Raw genomic sequence first — 19,431 nt, 5'->3', positions numbered from 1 at the left:
TTCTAGCCGCGGACCGCAGTCAGATCAGGCCGGCGTCTGCCAGCTTCTGCTCCAGGCCGACCAGGTCGGGAATACGTGCCTGCATATCACCGAGGTTGACCGCATCCAGCTCCAGCGGTGCAAGTTCTACGTCCGCCCGCGCCAGGCTCGCATCGACCTTGATCGAGTGCGGAATGCCCTGCACCAGCAGGGCAATGAACTTGACGTGATCGCGCCCGCCGACAGCGTTGAGCACGGCCACCCGCGCGGCGCTGCCCACCGGCTGCGGCTCGCCGCTGGAGGCGGCCTCGAATGACAGCAATGGCAGACTCAGGTCGCGCCACTGCACCTGGCCGAGAAACCAGGCCGGCATGCCCTGTACCGCCTGTGGCGCACGGTACGGAATCAGCTCGGCTACCGCCACGTTGGGTACCAGCAGCATGCGATCGGCAAGCGGCATCAGCAGCCCGGTAAGGCTTTCCGCGTCCTGAGAAATGACCGTCTGACTCATGAATTATCCCGTTGAAAAGACGTGGTGGGCGCCCCGGCCTGGTTCACCAGATGATTGACTAGCGCCTGCGCCAGTTCTCGTGGATCACCGCTGTAGGAGCTGTAGCCGCCCTCGCGAAGGTTGTCCGGCATGCTCGAGCAGGCGCAGGAGTCGGCGCGCTGCGTCCATACCTTGCCGCCCTGACGCAGCACGTACGCCGCCGCGGCACTGCCGTCGCTTCCCATGCCGCTGAAGGCGATGACACCGCAGCGGCCGCCGAACTGCTGGGCCAGGTTCAGCATCATCTGGTCGATCGAGGGGCTGTACGGCTCTGGCCAGCAGCGGCCGGTCAGGCGCGCGCTGCCATCGTCCTCGAACGCCAGCTCCTCACTGATCGGGGCGATTACCACCTCGCCGCAGCGAACCGGCTCACCCGGGCGGACCTGCCGCACCTGCCACTGGCTATGGCGCCCCACGGCCTGGGACAGCGCCGACTCGAAGCTCGCCTCGATATGCTGGGCGTAGACGAAGCCCACCGGCAACCCGCCGGGCAAGGCATCCAGAAAGGCCTTCACCGCCTCCGGCCCGCCCAGCGAGGCTGCCAGCAGCCAGACCTGATGTGCCGGTTCTCCGGCACGCAGCGCGGAATCGGCCAGCACTGCAGGCAGCGTCAGTCGCTCCGGACGCTGCCCTTCGCCCTGCAACACGTCCAGCCGTGGCCCGACGGCACGCGACGGATCGCCCACCAGGCGCTTGAGCTTGCTGAACAGGCTGCGCTCCCAGCGTGGGTAGAACTCCGAATGGCGTTCCGGCGCATGCCCTTCGCCGAACAGCACCCGCGTGGTGTCGCGCTCCAGCAAGGCATCCACCAGCGGGGAGTCTTCGGTCTGGGCCAGATCCACCAGCCACAGGTCCGCTTCGGTGCTATCCAGATCGGCAGGTTCAAGACGCGCCGGGTCGTTGTTCAGCACCACCTGATAGCCACTTCCGGTCAACGCCTGCTGCAGCACGTGACGCTGCAGCGAGGTATCGGCGAGTACCGCAATACGGGTGGAGAGCACTTCAGACATCGGCGTGGACCAGGCGCTGGATGGCCTCGAGCAGGACGGACTCCTGGTACGGCTTGCCCAGGTATTCGTTGACGCCGATGCTCAACGCGCGATCCCGGTGCTTCTCGCCGGTACGCGAAGTGATCATGACGATCGGCAGGTCCTTGAGGCGCTCGTCATGGCGCACCAGCGTGGCGACCTCGAAGCCGTCCATGCGAGGCATCTCGATATCCAGCAGCATGATGTCCGGCTTGCGCTCCTGCAGCTGGGTGATCGCATCCACCCCATCCTTGGCGGTCAGCACGTTCATGCCGTTGCGCTCCAGCAGGCGGCTGGTGACCTTGCGCACAGTGACCGAGTCGTCGACCACCATGACCAGCGTCGGCCGCTCGCTTTCCACCTCGACGGATTCGGGCAGCTGATCGATCAGCCTCGGCTGTTGCTGCTGAATGATCTGATGCGCATGCAGGACACGAATGGTGGCCAGCAGATCGAGAATCACCACCACGCGACCGTCGCCGAGGATGGTCGCGCCGGAGATGCCATGGACGCCGGCGAACTGCGGGCCGAGGCTCTTCACCACGATCTCGCGCGAGCCGGCCAGGCTGTCGACCTGCACCGCGACACTGTGCTCCTTGGAACGCACCAGAATCACCGGCAGCGGCAGACTCTGTCCGACCAGCTTCGGCTTCTGCCCGTTGTTCAGCAGATCGCCGAGGTAACGCAGCTCGTAGGCCTGACCGGCATATTCGAAGCGCGGCGCATCCGGCTGGTAGTAAGCCTCCAGCTCGTACGGCGAAACCCGCACGATACCTTCGATGGTGTTCAGCGGGATCGCATAGAGGTCCTCGCCCGAGTAGACCATCAGCGCCCGGTTGACCGACACCGTGAACGGCAGGCGAATCAGGAAACGCGTGCCCTGGCCCAGCGTCGATTCGATGCTCATGGAGCCACCGAGCTGCTTGACCTCCGAATGCACCACGTCCATGCCGACACCACGGCCGGAGATCTGCGTGACGCGCTCGGCGGTGGAGAAACCGGCCTCGAGGATGAACTGCAGGATCTCGTGTTCGGACAGACCGCTGTCGGCGGACATCAGGCCGCGTTCGATCGCCTTGCGCCGCACCGCCTCGAGGTTGATGCCGCCACCGTCGTCCGCCAGCGTCAGGACGATATCGCCGCCTTCACGCGCCAGATCCAGGCGGATCGTGCCCTGCTCGGATTTGCCGGCGGCACGGCGCCGCTCGACCGACTCGATACCGTGGTCCACGGCATTGCGCAGCATATGTTCCAGCGGCGCGACGATTCGCTCGAGCACGCTGCGGTCCATCTCGCCGGTGGCGTTGCCGACCAGGAACTCGACCTGCTTGCCGAGTTCACCGGCCACCTGCCGGACGATACGACGCAGACGCGGCACCAGCCGCTCGAAAGGCACCATGCGCGTACGCATGAGGCCTTCCTGAAGCTCGGTATTGACGCGTGCTTGCTGCAGCAGCAGGGTTTCGGCATCGCGGTTACGCGCAGCGAGGGTTTCCTTCAGGTCGAGCAAGTCGGAGGCCGACTCGAACAGCGCACGGGACAGCTGCTGCAGCTGCGAATGGCGGTCCATCTCCAGCGGATCGAAATCGTCGTAGCCGGCCCGCTCGGCCTCGGCCTGATAGCGGCTGAGAATCTGCGCCTGGGTTTCGGTATCCAGGCGGCGCAGCTGATCGCGCACGCGCTCGATGGTCGCTTCCATTTCGCCGAGCGTGAACCCGACGTCGCTGACTTGCTGCTCCACCCGACCACGGAAGATCGAGGTTTCACCAGCCAGGTTGACAAGCCCTTCCAGCAGTTCCGCCGGCACCTTGACCAGTTCCTGTGGTGCTCGACGCGCAGCGGCTTCCTGAGCGGCCTGCTGGGCGCGCCGAATAAACGGCAGGACCTTTGCCGGCGCAGCGCTTGGCGCCGGCTGGCTGCTCGCCGCAACGATCGGCTGCGGCAGTGTCAGCGGCTCGCTCGGCAACGGCGACTCGGTCTCCTGCAGCTCCGCATGCTGTGGCTCCGAATACAGCGGCTCGGCGCTATCGCTGGCAAGGCTGTCGCGCAACTGCTCGACGTCCTTGAGCAGCGCGTCATAACCCTGTTGTACATCGAGGAACAGACTGTCCGGCCAGGGGGCGCCCTGTTGCTGCGCCTCGCTCAGGCGCTGCTCCAGATCATGGGCCATGTTGCCCAGGGCAGTCTGCCCCGCCAGGCGTGCCCCGCCCTTGAGGGTGTGCAACACGCGAAGCATGTCAGCCAGGGGCGCCGCGTCCTCGCGGCCAGCATCCCAGCGGCCCAGGGCCGACTCCATCTCTTCCAGCAGGTCGTCCGCTTCCTCGACGAAGATATCGAGGATCTCGGCCTCGGCCGACTGCTGCGCATCCTCCTGCGCAGCCTTCAGCGATACGCTGCTGGGGATGCTCAGCTGTTCCTCGGGGTTGTTGCGAAATCGGCGAATCGTCTCGATCAGCGCATCACCGCTAGGGATCGGATTGTGCGCCCGCACCGCTTCGAGCATCTCCGCCAGACGGTCCTGGCAGGCCTGCAGGAGGCCGAACAGCTCGGAACTGGCTCGGTAGCTGCCCGCGCACAGCCCCTCATAGAGAAACTCGAGTTCATGGGCGAGATCACCGATCTCGCGGATATCCGCCATCCGTGCGCCACCTTTGAGGGTGTGCAGGTCCCGCTGCAGTGCTTCGAGCTCGAAGCTGTTGTCGACATCCGCCATCCAGCGCTGTAACCCGCCGGCCGCGCTTTCGATAAGGTCGAAGCCCTCCTCCAGGAAGATCTCCACCAGCTCGGGGTCGCGATCTACCAGCTCTGGCTGACGATCGACCGCTTCGGCTCGCGGGGCATCCGCAGCCACCTCGAACGACGCGGGCGCGTCTTCGATTTCAGGCAATTCGAGCTCGATCTCGTCCTGCGCTTCGCTGAACGAGGCCTCGGTGGCTTCGACGTCCTCCAGGGGACTGACTGCTTCACCCTCTTCGCTGGTGAATGACTCATCGATGTCAGCCAGTGGCAGATCGATGACCTCCATGACCGGAGGCTGGTCCGGCACAGCGTCAAAAGCGTCCTCGCCCTCGAGTGGCTCCTCGAACGTATGGGACTCATTACCCTGATCCGGCTGCGCCTCGGCCACTACGTCCTCGGCTTCGAACGCAGGAAAAGCGCCCTGACGAAAGGCGCGCATCGACTCGATCAGAGCATCGGCGCAGCTCATCGGCAGCTGGCGTTGCAGTTGTTCGAGCTGCAGGGCCAAGTGATCGTGGCTGCGCTGCAACAGCGTCGCCAACTCGACGGAGTGGACGTAACGGCCGTCGGAGAGACCTTCATAGAGCGATTCAAGCTCGTGCGCCAGGTCACCGATCGGGCGAATGGAGGCCATCCGGGCGCCACCCTTGAGGGTATGCAGGTCGCGCAACAGCGCCGAGAGGGCCATCTGATTGGCGGGATCGGCAAGCCAGCGATCCAGCGCCTGGCCTGCGCTCTCCATGAGATCGACCGCCTCATCGAGAAATATCTCGACCATTTCATGGTCGAGATCATCCTGCGCTTCGTCAACCACAGGATCGGCCGGCCACGCTTCGGCTTCGGCTTCGGCTTCGGCTTCGGCTTCGGCTTCGGCTTCGGCTTCGGCTTCGGCTTCGGCTTGCAATTGTGTAACGGGCGCGGGCGCGGACGATGCAACCTGCGGCTCGGCAAATGACTGCGCAAGATCCAGCGGGTCTATCGCCTCGTCCAGCAGCGCCTCCAGACGTGCCAGCAGTTCAGACTGCTCGCTGACCTGCAGCGCTGCCGCCACCTGGTCCATCATCCCGACCAGCGCTTCATGGCCGCGCTCGACATCATCGAAGAAGCGCTCGCTGACGGCGAGTCGGCCCTCTTCGACGACGGCATACAGGCGCAGCAGGACCTGACACAGGGCCTCCATCTGCGGCAGATCGGCCATCTTGGCGCCCTGCCCGAGCGTGGTCAGCTCCTGCAGCAGAGCGGACAGCTCCTGGCGCTCGGCCGGATGCTCACGCCAGCTGCGCAACAAGTCTTCTGCGTCCAGCAGAATATCCATGCCTTCGGAGAGGAACAGCGCAATCATGCTCGGATCGCGCGCCTCGCCTGCATCGTTCTGCTGGCGGGCACCCGCCTCGACCAGTCGCGCCTGATGCAACGCATGCACCTTGGCCAGGAACGCGGGAGCCCCTTCGATCGGTGCCAGCGGTTCATGGTCGAGATTGACCAGCCCCTGCCGCAGCAGCGACTCGGCCTCGTGCAGCAACTCGGCTTCCGCCAGGTCCATCTGGATCAGGTTGGTCTTGAATTCCTTGACCATCTTTTCCAACGGCGTCGCGATTTCCGCAACGGGCAGGATGCCGGCCATGTGCGCACTGCCCTTGAGGGTGTGCAGCGCGCGCTGCAATGCATCGGTCACCGGTTGGGCAGGCGTTGCGCGCAATCTGCGAGAAAGCTGACGAGCGTGGTCAGGTGCGACTCTGCCTCGTTGCGAAAGATTTCCAGCAACTGCGGGTCCAGCGCATCGTCATCATTTTCAGGCAGAACCGCCTGAGGCGCTTCGGCGATCGGTGCGGGCTCTGAGTCGACGTCAGGCACAAAGGCCTCGACAACCTCAGCGACGGGCTGAGGCAGCGCTACCGGCTGCCCCTTGGCCAGCGCATGTGCGGTGGCGGCCAATCGATCGACATCGTCACGCTGGCGCTGCGCCTTGGCGGCGAACTCCTCGACCAGCGCTGGCATCAGCTCGACGACGTCACGCACCACCTGCCTGACCGAATCGCCGGCGACGATGGTGCGATCCAGGACGCGATTGAGCAGGTTCTCGATGGACCATGCGAGTTCGCCGATGATCAGCGCCCGCACCATCCGTCCGCTGCCCTTGAGGGTGTGGAATGCACGGCGGACTTCACCCAGTGCATCCTTGTCATCACTGTCGGAGAACCAGCGCGGCAGGTATTCGCCGATGGTTTCCAGGACTTCAGCGGCCTCTTCGATGAAGACTTCAAGCAGGTCTTCATCGACCGGCTCCTCGTCGGCAGGCGGAGGCAGGAGGCTTGGCGGAACATCCTGTGCCGGCGGATTGATGGCGGTAACCGGCGCGGCCATCACCTGCTCCAGGCTGATTGCCGGCTCGGGTTCGACAACGGGAGCTGCTTCGGGCTGCGTGAAGTCAGGCAGGGTCACTTCGGGAAGATCGAGCTCGGCAACCTGCGCCACGCTCCAGTCGTCCAGGCTCGGCTCCTCGCCCGCCGTCTCGGCAAGGGCCGGAGCAGCCGACGACTCATCATCCGGCAGACTGAAGACGATCTCATCGTCCGTGGAGGTTGAATCCCCTAGTGTCCACTCGGGCTCGAATTCCACCGCCTCGATTTCGGGTTCGGCTTCCGCGGCGTCGAGCAGCAATTGCGACTCGCTGACGAACGCCGGCTCCGATGCGTCCGGTTGTTGTTCTTCAGAGGGCTCGGCAAAGGCAAACGTGTCGGGACTCACCTCCAGCTCTTCCGGAAGCACTTCGATCTCGTCCAGTGGATCCAGCATCTCGGATTCGGCGATCTGCTCTACCGGTTGCGGCTTCTCTTGTCCCAGCGAATAACCCAGGTTCTGCAGACTCTCCTCGGCCACATCGAGAATCAGGTCGCCTTGCGTCCCGCAGTCTTCCGACAGTCGCTCCAGGTAGTACTCGACGCTGGTGATCGCATCCGCCAAGGTGTCCAGGCTCTGCCAGTCAGGCACAGCCTGGCGGGCCAACAGCTGGTCCTGAATGTAGCTGTTACAAGCCTGCAGCAGCGCTGCAGCACGCTCCAACGGAATCATGGCCAGGCCGCCACGGACCTGGGTCAGCAGATCGGGAACGCGCGCCAGGTGCTCGTGATTCCATTGCGAGGCGATGAACTCGATGATCGCATCCTTCGCCTGCTCCAGCCCGTTGCGCGCTTCGCGAATAACCAGCTGGTGAATCTGAGCCACATCGGTGGTCGGCAGATGATTCGCTTCGCTGCGCTCCTCCGCAGGGCCTCCGACCATGCCGGCGAGCGTGGCCTCGACATAGAGCAATGCTCCGGCGATATCCATCAGCACGGCGTCGTCGGGCGCCTGCCGTCCCTGCGCAACGGACTGGACCAGGGCGATCTGGTCGAGAATGATCTTGCGCGGCTGCGCGAAGCCGAGCACCGCCAGGGTGTCGGCGATCTGCTTGAGCGGCACTTCGAGGCTCGCAAGCTCGGAAATGACCTTGCGATCGCTACGCACGAACAGGTCAAGACTGTCCTTCACGCGGACCAGTTCTTCGCACAGTGCCGTGACCACCGAGCGCATCGCGCCTCGGTCCGGGCCAGCCAGCTGGGCGCGCTCCTGATCAACCACGGCGCTGTCCGGCAGCGCTTCATCGAGGCGATAGTGCTGCTTGAGCGTCTGGATGCGCGGCGTCTGCCCGGGCGCCTTGGCGACATAGAAGAGCAGATTCTTGATCAACTCATCAGGCGCAGCCTGGTTGATACCATCTGCGCCCTCCTCGACCAGCCGCTTGAGCTGCTTGTCCACCTGCCGCAGCAGGGTGCGAACCGATGTACCGTTGCTTACACCACCACTGGCCAGCCCTTCGACCAGCCCCGACGCGATCTGCCAGAGCGCAGCCAGCGGCGCATCCTTGCAAAGCTGTTCCAAGCGGGCAAATACCCGAGCCATATAGCCCAGATTGGTCGGAAGATCCTGGTTGCGGATCACGCCCACCAGTGCGACTTGCAGCATCTGGCGCAGCTTGCGCAGCAATGCCGGGAGCTCCTCGGTGCGCAGGCGCTCGACGGACTCGCGAGAAAGCGCCGGGGTGCGCCCGGAGAGATCGGGCGAGAAAAGGCTGGTTTCCGAGAGCAGCTTTCGCCACGGGCGGCACGCAGATCATTGAGCAACGGCAGGACGACCATCGGCAGGTCGCGACGGGCGCTCTGGATGCGATCCAGATAGACGGGAAGCTGCAGGATGGCCTGCATCATCACCTCGAGCGCTTCGCCCTGGTTGGCCACGCGGCCTTCGAGCAGCGCACGCGCGAGCTGCTCCATTTCCTCGGCGAGCAGTGCCGCGCCGAAGAACTCGACCATCTGCAGAGTGCCATGTACCTGATGCACATAGGTCACGCAAAAGCTCATCCGAGTCGAGTCCTGTGGATTCTCGACGAACGCCTCCAGCGCCTGACGCGCCTGCTTAAGCGTTTCGGCAATCTCGCCTTTCACCCACTCCAGGGCGACATAATCGTGCCGATCACCCATAGCGACTCCGCTCATAAACTTTTCCGGGTAAAAGCCAGAACCTGATCATTGGCAACCGGAAGCAGATCCGGATGTTGCCAGCCGACCACCTCGCCTACGCCTATCACCAGCAGCCCCCCAGGGGCCAGGCACTCGGCCAGGCGATTGAGGATGTCGCGACGACGCCAGCGGCGGAAGTAGATCAACAGGTTCTGGCAAAAAATGACATCCATGCCGGAGATCGGCGAATTCGCCAGCTCCAGCACATTGAGCCTTGCAAAGCAAACGCGTGCAGCGAGATCAGGGACGACTTGAAAACGATCATCGGGTAACGACAGGAAGTAGCGCTCACGCCATGCCGGCTCGACCTGCTCCAGCCGACGGGCGCTGTAGACCGCCGCGCGACACTTGGCCAGGGCGCTGAGGCTGATGTCGGTGCCGGTAACCCCGAAACCCACCTTGACCGAGCTATGCGCCTGTGCCTCGGCAGCGGTCATCGCCAGCGAGTAGGTCTCCTCGCCACTTGCACAACCCACGCTCCATAACGTCAGCGGCCGATCGCCCGCCCTTTGCTCCAGACACTGGTCCAGATGAGCCTTCAGCAGCTCGAAGGAAGCGGGATGGCGAAGAAGCGCGTCTCCTGGACCGTCAACCGATCCATGAGCGTCGACCATTCGACCGCACCTCGCGGACCGGACGTGACCTGACGATAGTAGGTGGCATAGTCGGGAGCCCCGACTTCGCGCATCCGTGCACTCAGGTTGGCCTGCAGGAAACTGCGCCGCTGCTCGCTGACGACCATGCCGGAACGCTCTTCGAGAAGCGTCTGCCAATCATGGAATTCCGCCGGCGACATATCGGCCAGGGGCTCCAATGCCCAGTCCAACCTCGGCTGCATGCCCTGCCCCTCGCTCGTGATCATCGGCGGCAGCCATCAATGACTGCCGCACCCATCAAGTCAGGCCTGATCCTGAGCATCCGGCAGGGTAAAACCGGAAACGGAATGGCGCATCTCGTTGGCCATCTTCGCCAGGTTACCAATGCTCTTGGCAGTAGCGGTGGTACCCGACGACGTTTGCGAGGTGATCTCCTGGATCACGTTCATGGTGTTGGAGATGTGACCAGCCGAGGAAGCCTGCTGGCGTGCCGCGTTGGAAATGTTCTGGATCAGCGCCGCCAGGGTCTTGGATACCTTCTCGATCTCTTCCAGTGCCACCCCGGCGTCCTGCGCCAGACGGGCTCCGCGCACCACCTCGGCGGTGGTCTGTTCCATCGAGATGACCGCCTCGTTGGTGTCGGTCTGAATGGTCTTAACCAGCGCCTCAATCTGCTTGGTCGCCGCCGACGAACGCTCCGCCAGACGCTGTACTTCGTCCGCTACCACCGCGAAGCCCCGGCCTGCGTCACCCGCCATGGAGGCCTGGATCGCCGCGTTGAGCGCGAGGATGTTGGTCTGGTCGGCAATGTCGTTAATCAGGCTGACGATGTCACCGATCTCCTGGGACGATTCGCCGAGACGCTTGATCCGCTTCGACGTGTCCTGGATCTGCTCGCGAATGTTGTCCATGCCGGTGATGGTGTTGTGCACCACCTCGTTGCCCTTGTTGGCAATTGCTACCGAGCGCTCCGCTACCGCCGACGACTCCGCGGCGTTGGCCGATACCTGGTCAATCGACACCGCCATCTCGTTGATTGCCGCCGACGCACCGGCGATCTCCTGCGCCTGATGCTCGGAAGCCTCGGCGAGGTGCATGGCCGTCGCCTGGGTTTCCTGGGCCGCGCCCGATACCTGCACGGCAGTCTGGTTGATGGTGGCTACCAGTTCACGCAGCTGGTCGATGGAGTAGTTGATCGAGTCGGCGATCGCACCGGTGAAATCCTCGGTTACGGTGGCGGCTACCGTCAGGTCACCGTCAGCGAGGTCGCCGATCTCGTCCAGCAGTCGCAGAATCGCTGCCTGGTTACGTTCGTTCTTCTCGGCGGTTTCGCTCAGGCGGCGACGTGCCTCCTGAACCATCACCAGGCCGATGAGAATGATCGCTGCCAGTGCAAGCGCACCCAGCACGTAGCCGATGATGGTGTTGATGTAACGCGCATCGGCGCGATTCTGCAGGCCTTGCGACAGCGCAGAGGTCTTGTCCAGCAGGGTCTGGGAAACTTCGAAGATGCTGTTCGCCGATTCGCGCACCTGGAACAGTTCCGGCGACGTCTCGAGAATCTCGTCCACCGAGCCGGATACGAACTGGAACAGCTCGGAAATTTCGGAAAGGCGATCGCGTGCTTCTTCGTCGGCAACCGCGGTGATGCCCATGGCGACGTTGCCTTCGATCATGGCGTTCAGAACCCGCCCGAACAGACTGGCATCACGACCGAACATGTCCGCCGCCTGGACCGAATCCTGGTCACCGGAAAGCACCTTGTTCACCGAACCGAGGATACGCTCCGCCAGCAACGACTGACGCTGTGCTACCGATACCTGAGCCGCAGGCGCACCGCTCTCCAGCAGGATGTCGACGACTTCCTCGTATTCGACCTGAAGCTGGGGAATGGTTTCTGCCAGGGTGCTGGCAACCTGATGCAGCGAGAGAACGGTTTGTTCACTGGAGAGGATGGCGTCGGTGTCGCGACGCAGCGTGCTCCAGTCCTGCTCTACGGCATTGACTTCCGCGCGCAGCGACTCGGGCACGGCGGGCAGGCCAATGCTGTCGTTGCCCTGAGACAGATAACCCCAGCGCTGGTTGAAGTCGTTACGAGCCTGTTTCAGGGAAGCGAAAGCCTCCTGTGTTCCCGTTGCCGCTTCCACGGCGTCCTTGGCGATCTGCTGGGACAGTACGCGCAGCTCTCCAGCGTGAGCGATGTACTCGTTATCGTGATCCGCTTGCGTATTTACGTACGCGAAGTTCGCGAACAGCAATACGATCGAAACGATCAGCACGATAAACAAACCGGTGATCAGCGTATTGCTGCGCACCCCGCTCAACAAAGCATTAGCATTCATTTTGATCATTATCCGGCCCCCGCCTGGACCTCCGTGCGCTTCCATCCAAGAACCAAAAGGCCGACCTCGGTCGACCCCACCTACAACTCAATAAGCGACGTCTAGAAACGCCTGATGTGTTGCCAGAGCGTGCGGGCTGAAGACCAGCCAGGGCTGCTCGCGCTGGAACACACCATGAATGAACGGTTGAATCGATGCCTCGATCGGAGGCAGCTCCTCGGAAAAGGTCTCCACCGGGAAGTGCTGCATGCCGAAGACTTCGTCGACGGTCAATCCGGCAAACACTTCCTGATGATCAACGACCAGAACCCTGCGCTGCTTTCGCAAAGGCGAGAGCTCAAGTCCGAAATACCCACAAAGGTCCATCACCGGCAGCAATCTGCCACGGACGTTCGCTACGCCCTTGACCCAGCTCTTGACGCCGGGCAGCAACGTATATCGAGGCTCATGCAGGATTTCACCGACCTCTCCCATCGGAGCGACGAACAGTCGCCCGCCCATCCGGAAACCGATCCCTCCCCAGGTTTGTACGGCTTCCTGCTGCGAAGGCAGACCGGCCGCATAGCTGCGGCATCGTTTATCTAGCTCCAGCAACTGCTGAAACGGCGTTTGCATGTCAGGCATGCTGGCCACGTCCCTTTGTCCGAGTGTTGGCTACCCCGGCATCAGCCTGCCAGAACGGCATTCAGGGTTTTCAGCAGTGTCGCTTCGTCCACCGGTTTGGTCAGGTAATCCTTGGCCCCCTGGCGCTTGCCCCAGACCTTATCGGTTTCCTGATCCTTGGTGGTAACGATGATCACTGGAATGTGACTGGTTTCAGAATCTTTGGTCAGCTGGCGCGTAGCCTGGAAGCCGTTCAAGCCAGGCATGACGATATCCATCAGCACGGCGTCCGGTTTTTCCTGGCGAGCCAACGCTACGCCGTCGGCCCCATTCTCGGCCTTGAGCACCACATGACCATGCTTCTCCAGCATGGCGGTGAGCTTGTACATTTCGGTCGGCGAATCATCAACAATCAGAACGCGAGCCATGATTTCTCCATTAGGAAGGCTTCAGCGGCAAACAATGCCGAACTTCAGGACGCTTGCTCCACCGGCGCGAAATCAGGGACATGAGCCTTGATTGCACCGAGCAGCTCTTCTTTGCTGAACGGTTTGGTGAGGTATTGATCGGAGCCGACAATGCGCCCCTTCGCCTTGTCGAACAGGCCGTCTTTGGAAGACAGCATGATCACTGGCGTCGACTTGAAGGAACTGTTGTTCTTGATCAACGCGCAGGTCTGATAACCGTCCAGCCTGGGCATCATAATATCGACAAAGATGATGCGGGGATGAGTATCCGCAATCTTGGCGAGGGCATCGAAACCGTCCACTGCGGTGATGACATCGCAACCTACTTTCTTCAGCAGGGTTTCAGCAGTGCGACGAATCGTTTTCGAATCGTCGATCACCATGACCTTCAAGCCCTCGGAGTGCTGTTCCATTTCGCCCTACCATCGCCTCGGTGAGTCGTAGTTTATCGTTATGTCAGTGCGCCGGAGGCCCTGCCACCGATGGGCTGCACCCAATCGCCGGACCTTTTTAGCACACTCCTCCTAGCCACGCTATCAACCGGAAAAGCATCCGGATTTTCCTTGACCCAGTGCACAACCACGGCCAATCTGCAGCGACCTTTTGCGCCACCGGCGGCACGTTGCCGCCCATAGCTGGAGAAACTCTCATGACCGTTCGCGTCGGGATCATCATGGACCCTATCGCGCAGATCGCCTTCAAGAAGGACAGCTCGCTTGCCATGCTGCTGGCCGCCCAGGCGCGAAGCTGGACACTCTTCTATATGGAGCAGCGAGACCTTTATCAGCTCGGCAACCGGCCCGCGCACGCATGCGCTCGCTGCAGGTCTTCGACGACCCGCAGCACTGGTTCGAGACAGGCGAGGAGGTCGACATGGCCCTTGCCGACCTCGATGTGATCCTCATGCGCAAGGATCCGCCATTCAACAGCGAGTACGTCTACGCAACCTATCTGCTGGAACTGGCGGAAAAGGCGGGAACGCTGGTGGTCAACCGTCCGCAGAGCCTGCGCGACTGCAACGAGAAGTTCTTCGCCACTCAGTTCCCGCAGTGCACACCGCCGACCTTGGTCAGCCGACGCTCCGACATTCTCCGCGAGTTTGCCAACGAGCACCGTGACATCATTCTCAAACCCCTGGACGAAATGGGCGGCGCCTCGATCTTCCGTCATCGCGAGGGCGACCCCAATCTGTCCGTGATCCTCGAAGTGCTGACCGAACATGGAAGCCGGCAGATCATGGCGCAGCGCTACATTCCGGCGATCAAGGATGGCGACAAGCGCATCCTGATGATCGATGGCGAGCCAATCCCCTACTGCCTGGCGCGGATTCCCGCGGCTGGCGAGACACGCGGCAACCTGGCCGCCGGCGGCCGCGGCGTGGCGCAACCGCTGTCCGATCGCGACCGCGAGATCGCGGCTATCGTTGGGCCGCAGCTGCGTGAACGTGGCCTGCTGTTCGTCGGCCTGGATGTCATCGGCGATTACCTCACCGAGATCAACATCACCAGCCCGACCTGCATCCGCGAAATCGACAATGCCTTCGATACCCGTATCGGCGAACGCCTCATGGACGCGATCGCGGCCAAGCTGCAAGCTTGAACCAGCTAACAGCTTTGAGTTCGGAGCTTGCGACGGCGAGCTCAAAGCCGGCAGACTGCGCGGCACTTCGAGCCGACCCGACACGCGATGAACGCCGCTATCCGCCATCCTGCGCCTGAAACGACCCGAGTCCGCCCCGCGGACCGGCTCGGCTTCACGCTTTTCCTGGCTGCCGCACTGCACCTGGCCCTGATCCTCGGCCTGGGCTTCACGCTGTCCGAACCGAAGCAGATCAGCAAGACGCTGGAAATCACCCTCTCGACGTTCAAGAGCGAGGAAAAGCCCAAGGACGCGGATTTCCTTGCTCAGGACAACCAGCAGGGCAGCGGTACGCTGGAGCACAAGGCGTCGCCGAAGACCACCGAGCAGGCACCCTTTCAGGACACCGAAGTCCGCAAAGTCACTCCGCCCGCCGCACCCCCGCCCAGCACCCGGCCTGAGCCGGCCAAGACGGTCGTCACCACGCGCAGCCCGCAGCAGCAGAAGGCAGAGGTCAAGCAGCAGACGCAACCACAGCCCGAGCCGCAGTCCGCCCCGGCATTCGACAGTTCTCAGCTGAGCGCCGAGATCGCCAGCCTTGAGGCCGAACTGGCGAAGGACGTCGAGCGCTACGCCAAACGACCGCGGGTCAGCCGACAGAACAGCGCGGCCACGATGCGTGACATCAGCGCCTGGTATCGCGACGAATGGCGCAAGAAAGTCGAGCGCATCGGCAACCTCAACTACCCCGACGAAGCCCGCCGCCAGCAGATCTACGGCAGCCTGCGCATGCTCGTCACCATCAACCGCGACGGCACCGTGCAGGAACTGCGCGTGATCGAGTCGTCCGGCCAGCCGGTGCTCGATGATGCCGCACTCCGCATCGTTCGCCTGGCCGCGCCGTTCGCCCCCTTCACCGGCGAACTGGCGCAGAAGTACGATCAGGTCGAGATCATCCGCACCTGGCGCTTCGAACGCGGTGACCGGCTGTCCAGCCGCTGAGACGCACGCGGGACCAACGGTCGCAGCTGTAGCCGGAATGCGGTGCAACGCTTAAGCTAACGCGCATGAAAAGCACCGCGCCCAGCTACCTCAAGCATCACTTTCTGATCGCCATGCCGCAGATGGCCGATCCGAACTTTGCCCAGACGCTGATCTACCTGATCGAGCACGGCCCGGAAGGCGCCATGGGGCTTATCGTCAACCGTCCAAGTGGCCTGAGCCTGGCCGATGTGCTCGAGCAGCTGCGCCCGGACGAACCGAATCCGGCACTGTGTCAGAGCCTGCCTATCTTCGCAGGCGGCCCGGTGCAGACCGACCGCGGCTTCGTCCTGCATTCGGCCGAGCAGCAGTTTCAGGCGACCTTGATGCTCGGCCCGCTCGGCATGAGCACGTCCCAGGATGTGCTGTTCGCCATTGCCGACGGTCAAGGCCCGCAGCGGCATTTCGTGGCCCTGGGCTACGCCGGCTGGGAAGCCGGCCAGCTGGAAGCGGAGCTGGCCGACAATACCTGGCTGAGCTGTCCGGCCGACCCACAGATCCTGTTTGACCTCCCCCACGATCAGCGCCTGCAGGCAGCCGCCGCCTCGCTGGGCGTCGACCTGCGCCTGCTCAGCACCCAGGTCGGCCACGCATGAGCACGCCGCGGCTGCTGCTCGGCTTCGACTATGGCACCAAGCAGATCGGCGTCGCCGTCGGCCAGGTCGTGACCGGCCAGGCCCGCGAGCTGTGCGTGCTCAAGGCGCAGAACGGCGTACCCGATTGGCAGCAGATCGAGGCGCTGTTGCGCGAATGGCAGCCCGACGCGCTGGTGGTCGGCCTGCCGCTGAACATGGACGGCAGTCCGAGCGAGATGAGCGCTCGCGCAGAGAAATTCGCCCGCCGCCTCAACGGCCGCTTCAACCTGCCGGTGCACACCCACGACGAACGCCTGACCACCTTCGAGGCCAAAGGCGAGCGGCTGCGCCAGGGCCAGCACGGAGGCTATCGCGAACGGCCGGTCGATGCCCTGGCCGCCGCCCTGTTACTGGAAGGCTGGCTGAACGATCACGCCGGCGCCTGATCCCGAAAGGAGACCCCATGATCCTGCCAAATCCCGAACAGCTGCTGCCCGAGATGACCGAGGCACTGGAGCGCTACCTGAACGAGCGCGACATCCGCGAGCCGCGCTTCATAGGCATTCGTACAGGCGGAGTCTGGGTCGCCCAGGCGCTGCTCGATGTACGCGGACAGAGCGAACCGCTCGGCGTGCTCGACGTGTCCTTCTATCGCGACGACTTCACCCAGAAGGGCTTGCATCCGCAGGTGCAGCCTTCGGAGCTGCCATTCGAGATCGAGGGCCAGCACCTGGTGCTGATCGACGACGTACTGATGACCGGCCGTACCATCCGCGCCGCGCTCAACGAGCTGTTCGACTACGGCCGGCCTGCCAGCGTGACCCTCGTCTGCCTGCTCGACCTCAACGCCCGCGAACTGCCGATCCGTCCTGACGTGGTCGGGGCGACGCTGTCGCTGGCGCCGGATCAGCGCATCAAGCTGCTTGGTCCGGCGCCGCTGGCGCTCGAGCCGCAGCGACTGGAAGCCAGCCAGTCCTGACGCCGCACCCTCCTTCTAACGCCTATCTCCCGCTGCCCACCGAGATCCTGCGATGACGCCCACTGACGCCAAGCGCCCGCTACAGCTGAACGACCAAGGCCAGCTGCGCCATTTTCTCTCCCTCGACGGCCTGCCCCGCGAGCTGCTCACCGAGATTCTGGACACCGCCGACTCCTTCCTCGAGGTTGGCGCGCGTGCGGTGAAGAAGGTTCCGCTGCTACGCGGCAAGACCGTCTGCAACGTCTTCTTCGAGAACTCCACCCGCACCCGTACCACCTTCGAACTGGCGGCCAAGCGCTTGTCGGCCGACGTCATCACGCTCAACGTCTCGACTTCCTCCACCAGCAAGGGCGAGACCCTCACCGACACCTTGCGCAACCTGGAAGCCATGGCGGCGGACATGTTCGTGGTGCGCCACGCGGACTCCGGAGCCGCGCATTTCATCGCCGAGCACGTCAGCCCGGACGTGGCGGTGATCAACGGTGGCGACGGTCGCCATGCGCACCCGACCCAGGGCATGCTCGACATGCTCACCATCCGCCGGCACAAGGGCAGCTTCGACAATCTGTCGGTGGCCATCGTCGGCGATATCCTGCACTCGCGGGTGGCGCGCTCGAACATGCTGGCCCTGCGTACCCTGGGCTGCCCTGACATCCGTGTGATCGCGCCGAAAACGCTGCTGCCGGAAGGCATCGAACAGTACGGCGTGCGCGTATTCACCGACATGAACGAAGGCCTGCGCGACGTCGACGTGGTGATCATGTTGCGCCTGCAGCGCGAACGCATGCAGGGCGGTCTGCTGCCCAGCGAAGGCGAGTTCTACAAGCTCTACGGCCTGACCACACAGCGCCTGGCGCTGGCCAGGCCGGACGCCATCGTCATGCACCCGGGCCCGATCAACCGCGGCGTGGAGATCGAGTCCGCGGTGGCCGACGGCCCGCAGTCGGTCATTCTCAACCAGGTCACCTACGGCATCGCCATCCGCATGGCCGTGCTGTCCATGGCGATGAGCGGCCAGACCGCGCAGCGCCAGATCGATTCCGAATCCGTATCCGAGGAGCAGCAGTGATGGTGGCAACAAGAATCCTCGGCGCGCGCGTTATCGACCCCAACAGCGGGCGCGACGAAGTCGCCGATATCTTCCTGCAGGATGGCAGGATCACGTCCATTGGCCAGGCTCCTGCCGGCTTCGAGGCTCAGCAGACAATCGATGCGCAAGGCCTGATCGCCGCACCCGGGCTCGTCGATCTCTCGGTCGCGCTGCGCGAGCCGGGCTACAGCCGCAAGGGCACGATCGCCAGTGAAACCCTGGCTGCGGCGGCCGGCGGCATCACCAGTCTGTGCTGCCCACCGCAGACGCGTCCGGTGCTGGACACCGCCGCGGTGGCCGAGCTGATCCTCGACCGCGCCCGCGAATCCGGCCATGCCAAGGTCTTCCCGATCGGTGCGATGACCCGCAACCTGGCCGGGGAACAGCTGTCCGAGCTGGTCGCCTTGCGCGAGGCCGGCTGCGTCGCTTTCGGCAACGGGCTCACCGAGTTCGCCAGCAACCGCAACCTGCGCCGCGCCCTGGAATACGCCGCCACCTTCGACCTGACGGTGATCTTTCATTCCCAGGACAGCGACCTGGCCGAAGGCGGCCTCGCCCATGAGGGTGCCGCCGCCAGCTTTCTCGGCCTGTCAGGCATTCCGGATACCGCGGAAACCGTGGCCCTGGCGCGCAACCTCCTGCTGGTGGAGCGCTCCGGCGTGCGCGCGCACTTCGCTCAGCTGACCAGCGCCCGCGGTGCGGAGATGATCGCCCAGGCCCAGGCGCGCGGCTTGCCGGTAACCGCCGACGTGGCCATGTATCAGCTGATCCTCACCGACGAGGCGCTGCACGGCTTCTCCAGCCTCTATCACGTGCAGCCGCCACTGCGCGGCACGGCCGATCGCGACGGCTTGCGCGAGGCGGTCAAGGCGGGCGTGATCTCGACGATTTCCAGCCACCATCAACCGCACGAAGCCGACGCCAAGCTGGCGCCGTTCGGTGAAACCGAGCCGGGGATCAGCAGCGCGGAGATTCTTCTGCCACTGGCGATGACGCTGGTGGACGACGGTTTGCTCGACCTGCCGACCCTGCTGGCGCGCCTCACCAGCGGCCCGGCCGCCGCGCTGCAACTGTCCGCCGGCAGACTGCAGGCCGGTCAGCCCGCCGACCTGGTGCTGTTCGACCCGCACAGCTCGACCCTGGTTGGCGAAAGCTGGTACTCGAAAGGGCGCAACTGTCCGTTCATGGGCCATTGCCTGCCCGGTTCGGTGCGCTACACGCTCGTCGACGGCCACATCAGCTACCAGGCCTGAGCGCAGACGGCCGGGGCGGCTGCTCGCCCGCTCCGGCCCAAGGCTTCTCGGC

Annotated in this window: 15 protein-coding genes and 2 pseudogenes; 7 read left to right on the top strand and 10 right to left on the bottom strand. The window is 63.8% G+C overall.

All coding sequences use genetic code 11. From position 1 onward, the window contains the following. Positions 1 to 19: 19 nt before the first annotated feature. From P5703_RS23860 to pilG, 10 genes and pseudogenes are all read right to left on the bottom strand, one after another. A complete protein-coding gene (locus P5703_RS23860) occupies positions 20 to 490 on the bottom strand; it encodes a chemotaxis protein CheW (protein WP_011914952.1) in 471 nt (156 codons plus the stop codon). Then, the gene (locus P5703_RS23855; RefSeq protein ID WP_014597991.1) at positions 487 to 1,539 is read right to left on the bottom strand and encodes a chemotaxis protein CheB; all 1,053 of its coding nucleotides are present in this window, start codon (positions 1,537 to 1,539) and stop codon (positions 487 to 489) included. The genes P5703_RS23860 and P5703_RS23855 overlap by 4 nt, the downstream gene beginning before the upstream one ends. Continuing rightward, positions 1,532 to 5,971 (bottom strand): hybrid sensor histidine kinase/response regulator, encoded by a 4,440-nt coding sequence (locus P5703_RS24070; RefSeq protein ID WP_502989193.1) that lies wholly within the window; start codon positions 5,969 to 5,971, stop codon positions 1,532 to 1,534. Before P5703_RS24070 ends, P5703_RS23855 begins: the two co-directional genes overlap by 8 nt. Further along, entirely contained in the window at positions 5,968 to 8,322 is a 2,355-nt protein-coding gene (locus tag P5703_RS24065; RefSeq protein ID WP_502989192.1) for a FimL-related protein, read from the bottom strand. Before P5703_RS24065 ends, P5703_RS24070 begins: the two co-directional genes overlap by 4 nt. After that, positions 8,274 to 8,831, bottom strand: coding sequence for an Hpt domain-containing protein (locus P5703_RS24060; protein ID WP_502989191.1), 558 nt, complete (start codon positions 8,829 to 8,831; stop codon positions 8,274 to 8,276). Before P5703_RS24060 ends, P5703_RS24065 begins: the two co-directional genes overlap by 49 nt. Beyond that, positions 8,828 to 9,693 (bottom strand): annotated as a pseudogene (locus P5703_RS23845) (CheR family methyltransferase). Before P5703_RS23845 ends, P5703_RS24060 begins: the two are co-directional and overlap by 4 nt. A gap of 60 nt (positions 9,694 to 9,753) precedes the next feature. Next, positions 9,754 to 11,802, bottom strand: a complete 2,049-nt coding sequence (locus tag P5703_RS23840) for a methyl-accepting chemotaxis protein (protein WP_020305670.1) — start codon at positions 11,800 to 11,802, stop codon at positions 9,754 to 9,756. A 78-nt stretch (positions 11,803 to 11,880) separates the two neighbouring features. Beyond that, on the bottom strand, positions 11,881 to 12,417 hold the full coding sequence (locus P5703_RS23835) for a chemotaxis protein CheW (RefSeq protein ID WP_013984316.1): 537 nt from the start codon (positions 12,415 to 12,417) through the stop codon (positions 11,881 to 11,883). Positions 12,418 to 12,458: 41 nt separating this feature from the next. Next, positions 12,459 to 12,824 (bottom strand): twitching motility response regulator PilH, encoded by a 366-nt coding sequence (gene pilH, locus P5703_RS23830; RefSeq protein WP_003297216.1) that lies wholly within the window; start codon positions 12,822 to 12,824, stop codon positions 12,459 to 12,461. 44 nt (positions 12,825 to 12,868) lie between these two features. Then, the gene (pilG, locus tag P5703_RS23825; protein WP_003282729.1) at positions 12,869 to 13,276 is read right to left on the bottom strand and encodes a twitching motility response regulator PilG; all 408 of its coding nucleotides are present in this window, start codon (positions 13,274 to 13,276) and stop codon (positions 12,869 to 12,871) included. A gap of 236 nt (positions 13,277 to 13,512) precedes the next feature. Between pilG and gshB the strand changes: the two are divergent. The 7 genes and pseudogenes from gshB to P5703_RS23790 all read left to right on the top strand — a co-directional run bounded on the left by gshB (position 13,513) and on the right by P5703_RS23790 (position 19,379). Beyond that, positions 13,513 to 14,462, top strand: a pseudogene (gshB, locus tag P5703_RS23820) (glutathione synthase). A gap of 87 nt (positions 14,463 to 14,549) precedes the next feature. Continuing rightward, a complete protein-coding gene (locus tag P5703_RS23815) occupies positions 14,550 to 15,443 on the top strand; it encodes an energy transducer TonB (RefSeq protein WP_019405529.1) in 894 nt (297 codons plus the stop codon). Positions 15,444 to 15,508: 65 nt separating this feature from the next. After that, the gene (locus P5703_RS23810) at positions 15,509 to 16,078 is read left to right on the top strand and encodes a YqgE/AlgH family protein (RefSeq protein ID WP_125460074.1); all 570 of its coding nucleotides are present in this window, start codon (positions 15,509 to 15,511) and stop codon (positions 16,076 to 16,078) included. Then, entirely contained in the window at positions 16,075 to 16,503 is a 429-nt protein-coding gene (gene ruvX, locus P5703_RS23805; RefSeq protein ID WP_011914962.1) for a Holliday junction resolvase RuvX, read from the top strand. The genes P5703_RS23810 and ruvX overlap by 4 nt, the downstream gene beginning before the upstream one ends. Positions 16,504 to 16,520: 17 nt before the next feature. After that, positions 16,521 to 17,036 carry a bifunctional pyr operon transcriptional regulator/uracil phosphoribosyltransferase PyrR gene (pyrR, locus tag P5703_RS23800; protein WP_095460260.1) on the top strand — a complete coding sequence of 172 codons (516 nt, stop codon included), beginning with the start codon at positions 16,521 to 16,523 and terminating at the stop codon, positions 17,034 to 17,036. A gap of 52 nt (positions 17,037 to 17,088) precedes the next feature. Further along, positions 17,089 to 18,105, top strand: coding sequence for an aspartate carbamoyltransferase catalytic subunit (locus P5703_RS23795; protein WP_011914964.1), 1,017 nt, complete (start codon positions 17,089 to 17,091; stop codon positions 18,103 to 18,105). Next, the gene (locus P5703_RS23790) at positions 18,105 to 19,379 is read left to right on the top strand and encodes a dihydroorotase (RefSeq protein ID WP_011914965.1); all 1,275 of its coding nucleotides are present in this window, start codon (positions 18,105 to 18,107) and stop codon (positions 19,377 to 19,379) included. Before P5703_RS23795 ends, P5703_RS23790 begins: the two co-directional genes overlap by 1 nt. Positions 19,380 to 19,431: the final 52 nt, after the last annotated feature.

This window comes from Stutzerimonas sp. FeSN7 (genome assembly GCF_030263795.1).
Classification (GTDB): domain Bacteria; phylum Pseudomonadota; class Gammaproteobacteria; order Pseudomonadales; family Pseudomonadaceae; genus Stutzerimonas; species Stutzerimonas stutzeri.
This window is presented reverse-complemented; position numbering and strand designations above follow the sequence as displayed.

What these genes read in the sequence shown, in the direction of transcription:
- P5703_RS23860 (WP_011914952.1), bottom strand. Translation starts at nt 490, where the DNA reads ATGAGTCAGACGGTCATTTCTCAGGACGCGGAAAGCCTTACCGGGCTG.
- P5703_RS23855 (WP_014597991.1), bottom strand. Translation starts at nt 1,539, where the DNA reads ATGTCTGAAGTGCTCTCCACCCGTATTGCGGTACTCGCCGATACCTCG.
- P5703_RS24060 (WP_502989191.1), bottom strand. Translation starts at nt 8,831, where the DNA reads ATGAGCGGAGTCGCTATGGGTGATCGGCACGATTATGTCGCCCTGGAG.
- P5703_RS23840 (WP_020305670.1), bottom strand. Translation starts at nt 11,802, where the DNA reads ATGATCAAAATGAATGCTAATGCTTTGTTGAGCGGGGTGCGCAGCAAT.
- P5703_RS23835 (WP_013984316.1), bottom strand. Translation starts at nt 12,417, where the DNA reads ATGCCTGACATGCAAACGCCGTTTCAGCAGTTGCTGGAGCTAGATAAA.
- pilH (WP_003297216.1), bottom strand. Translation starts at nt 12,824, where the DNA reads ATGGCTCGCGTTCTGATTGTTGATGATTCGCCGACCGAAATGTACAAG.
- pilG (WP_003282729.1), bottom strand. Translation starts at nt 13,276, where the DNA reads ATGGAACAGCACTCCGAGGGCTTGAAGGTCATGGTGATCGACGATTCG.
- P5703_RS23815 (WP_019405529.1), top strand. Translation starts at nt 14,550, where the DNA reads ATGAACGCCGCTATCCGCCATCCTGCGCCTGAAACGACCCGAGTCCGC.
- P5703_RS23810 (WP_125460074.1), top strand. Translation starts at nt 15,509, where the DNA reads ATGAAAAGCACCGCGCCCAGCTACCTCAAGCATCACTTTCTGATCGCC.
- ruvX (WP_011914962.1), top strand. Translation starts at nt 16,075, where the DNA reads ATGAGCACGCCGCGGCTGCTGCTCGGCTTCGACTATGGCACCAAGCAG.
- pyrR (WP_095460260.1), top strand. Translation starts at nt 16,521, where the DNA reads ATGATCCTGCCAAATCCCGAACAGCTGCTGCCCGAGATGACCGAGGCA.
- P5703_RS23795 (WP_011914964.1), top strand. Translation starts at nt 17,089, where the DNA reads ATGACGCCCACTGACGCCAAGCGCCCGCTACAGCTGAACGACCAAGGC.
- P5703_RS23790 (WP_011914965.1), top strand. Translation starts at nt 18,105, where the DNA reads ATGGTGGCAACAAGAATCCTCGGCGCGCGCGTTATCGACCCCAACAGC.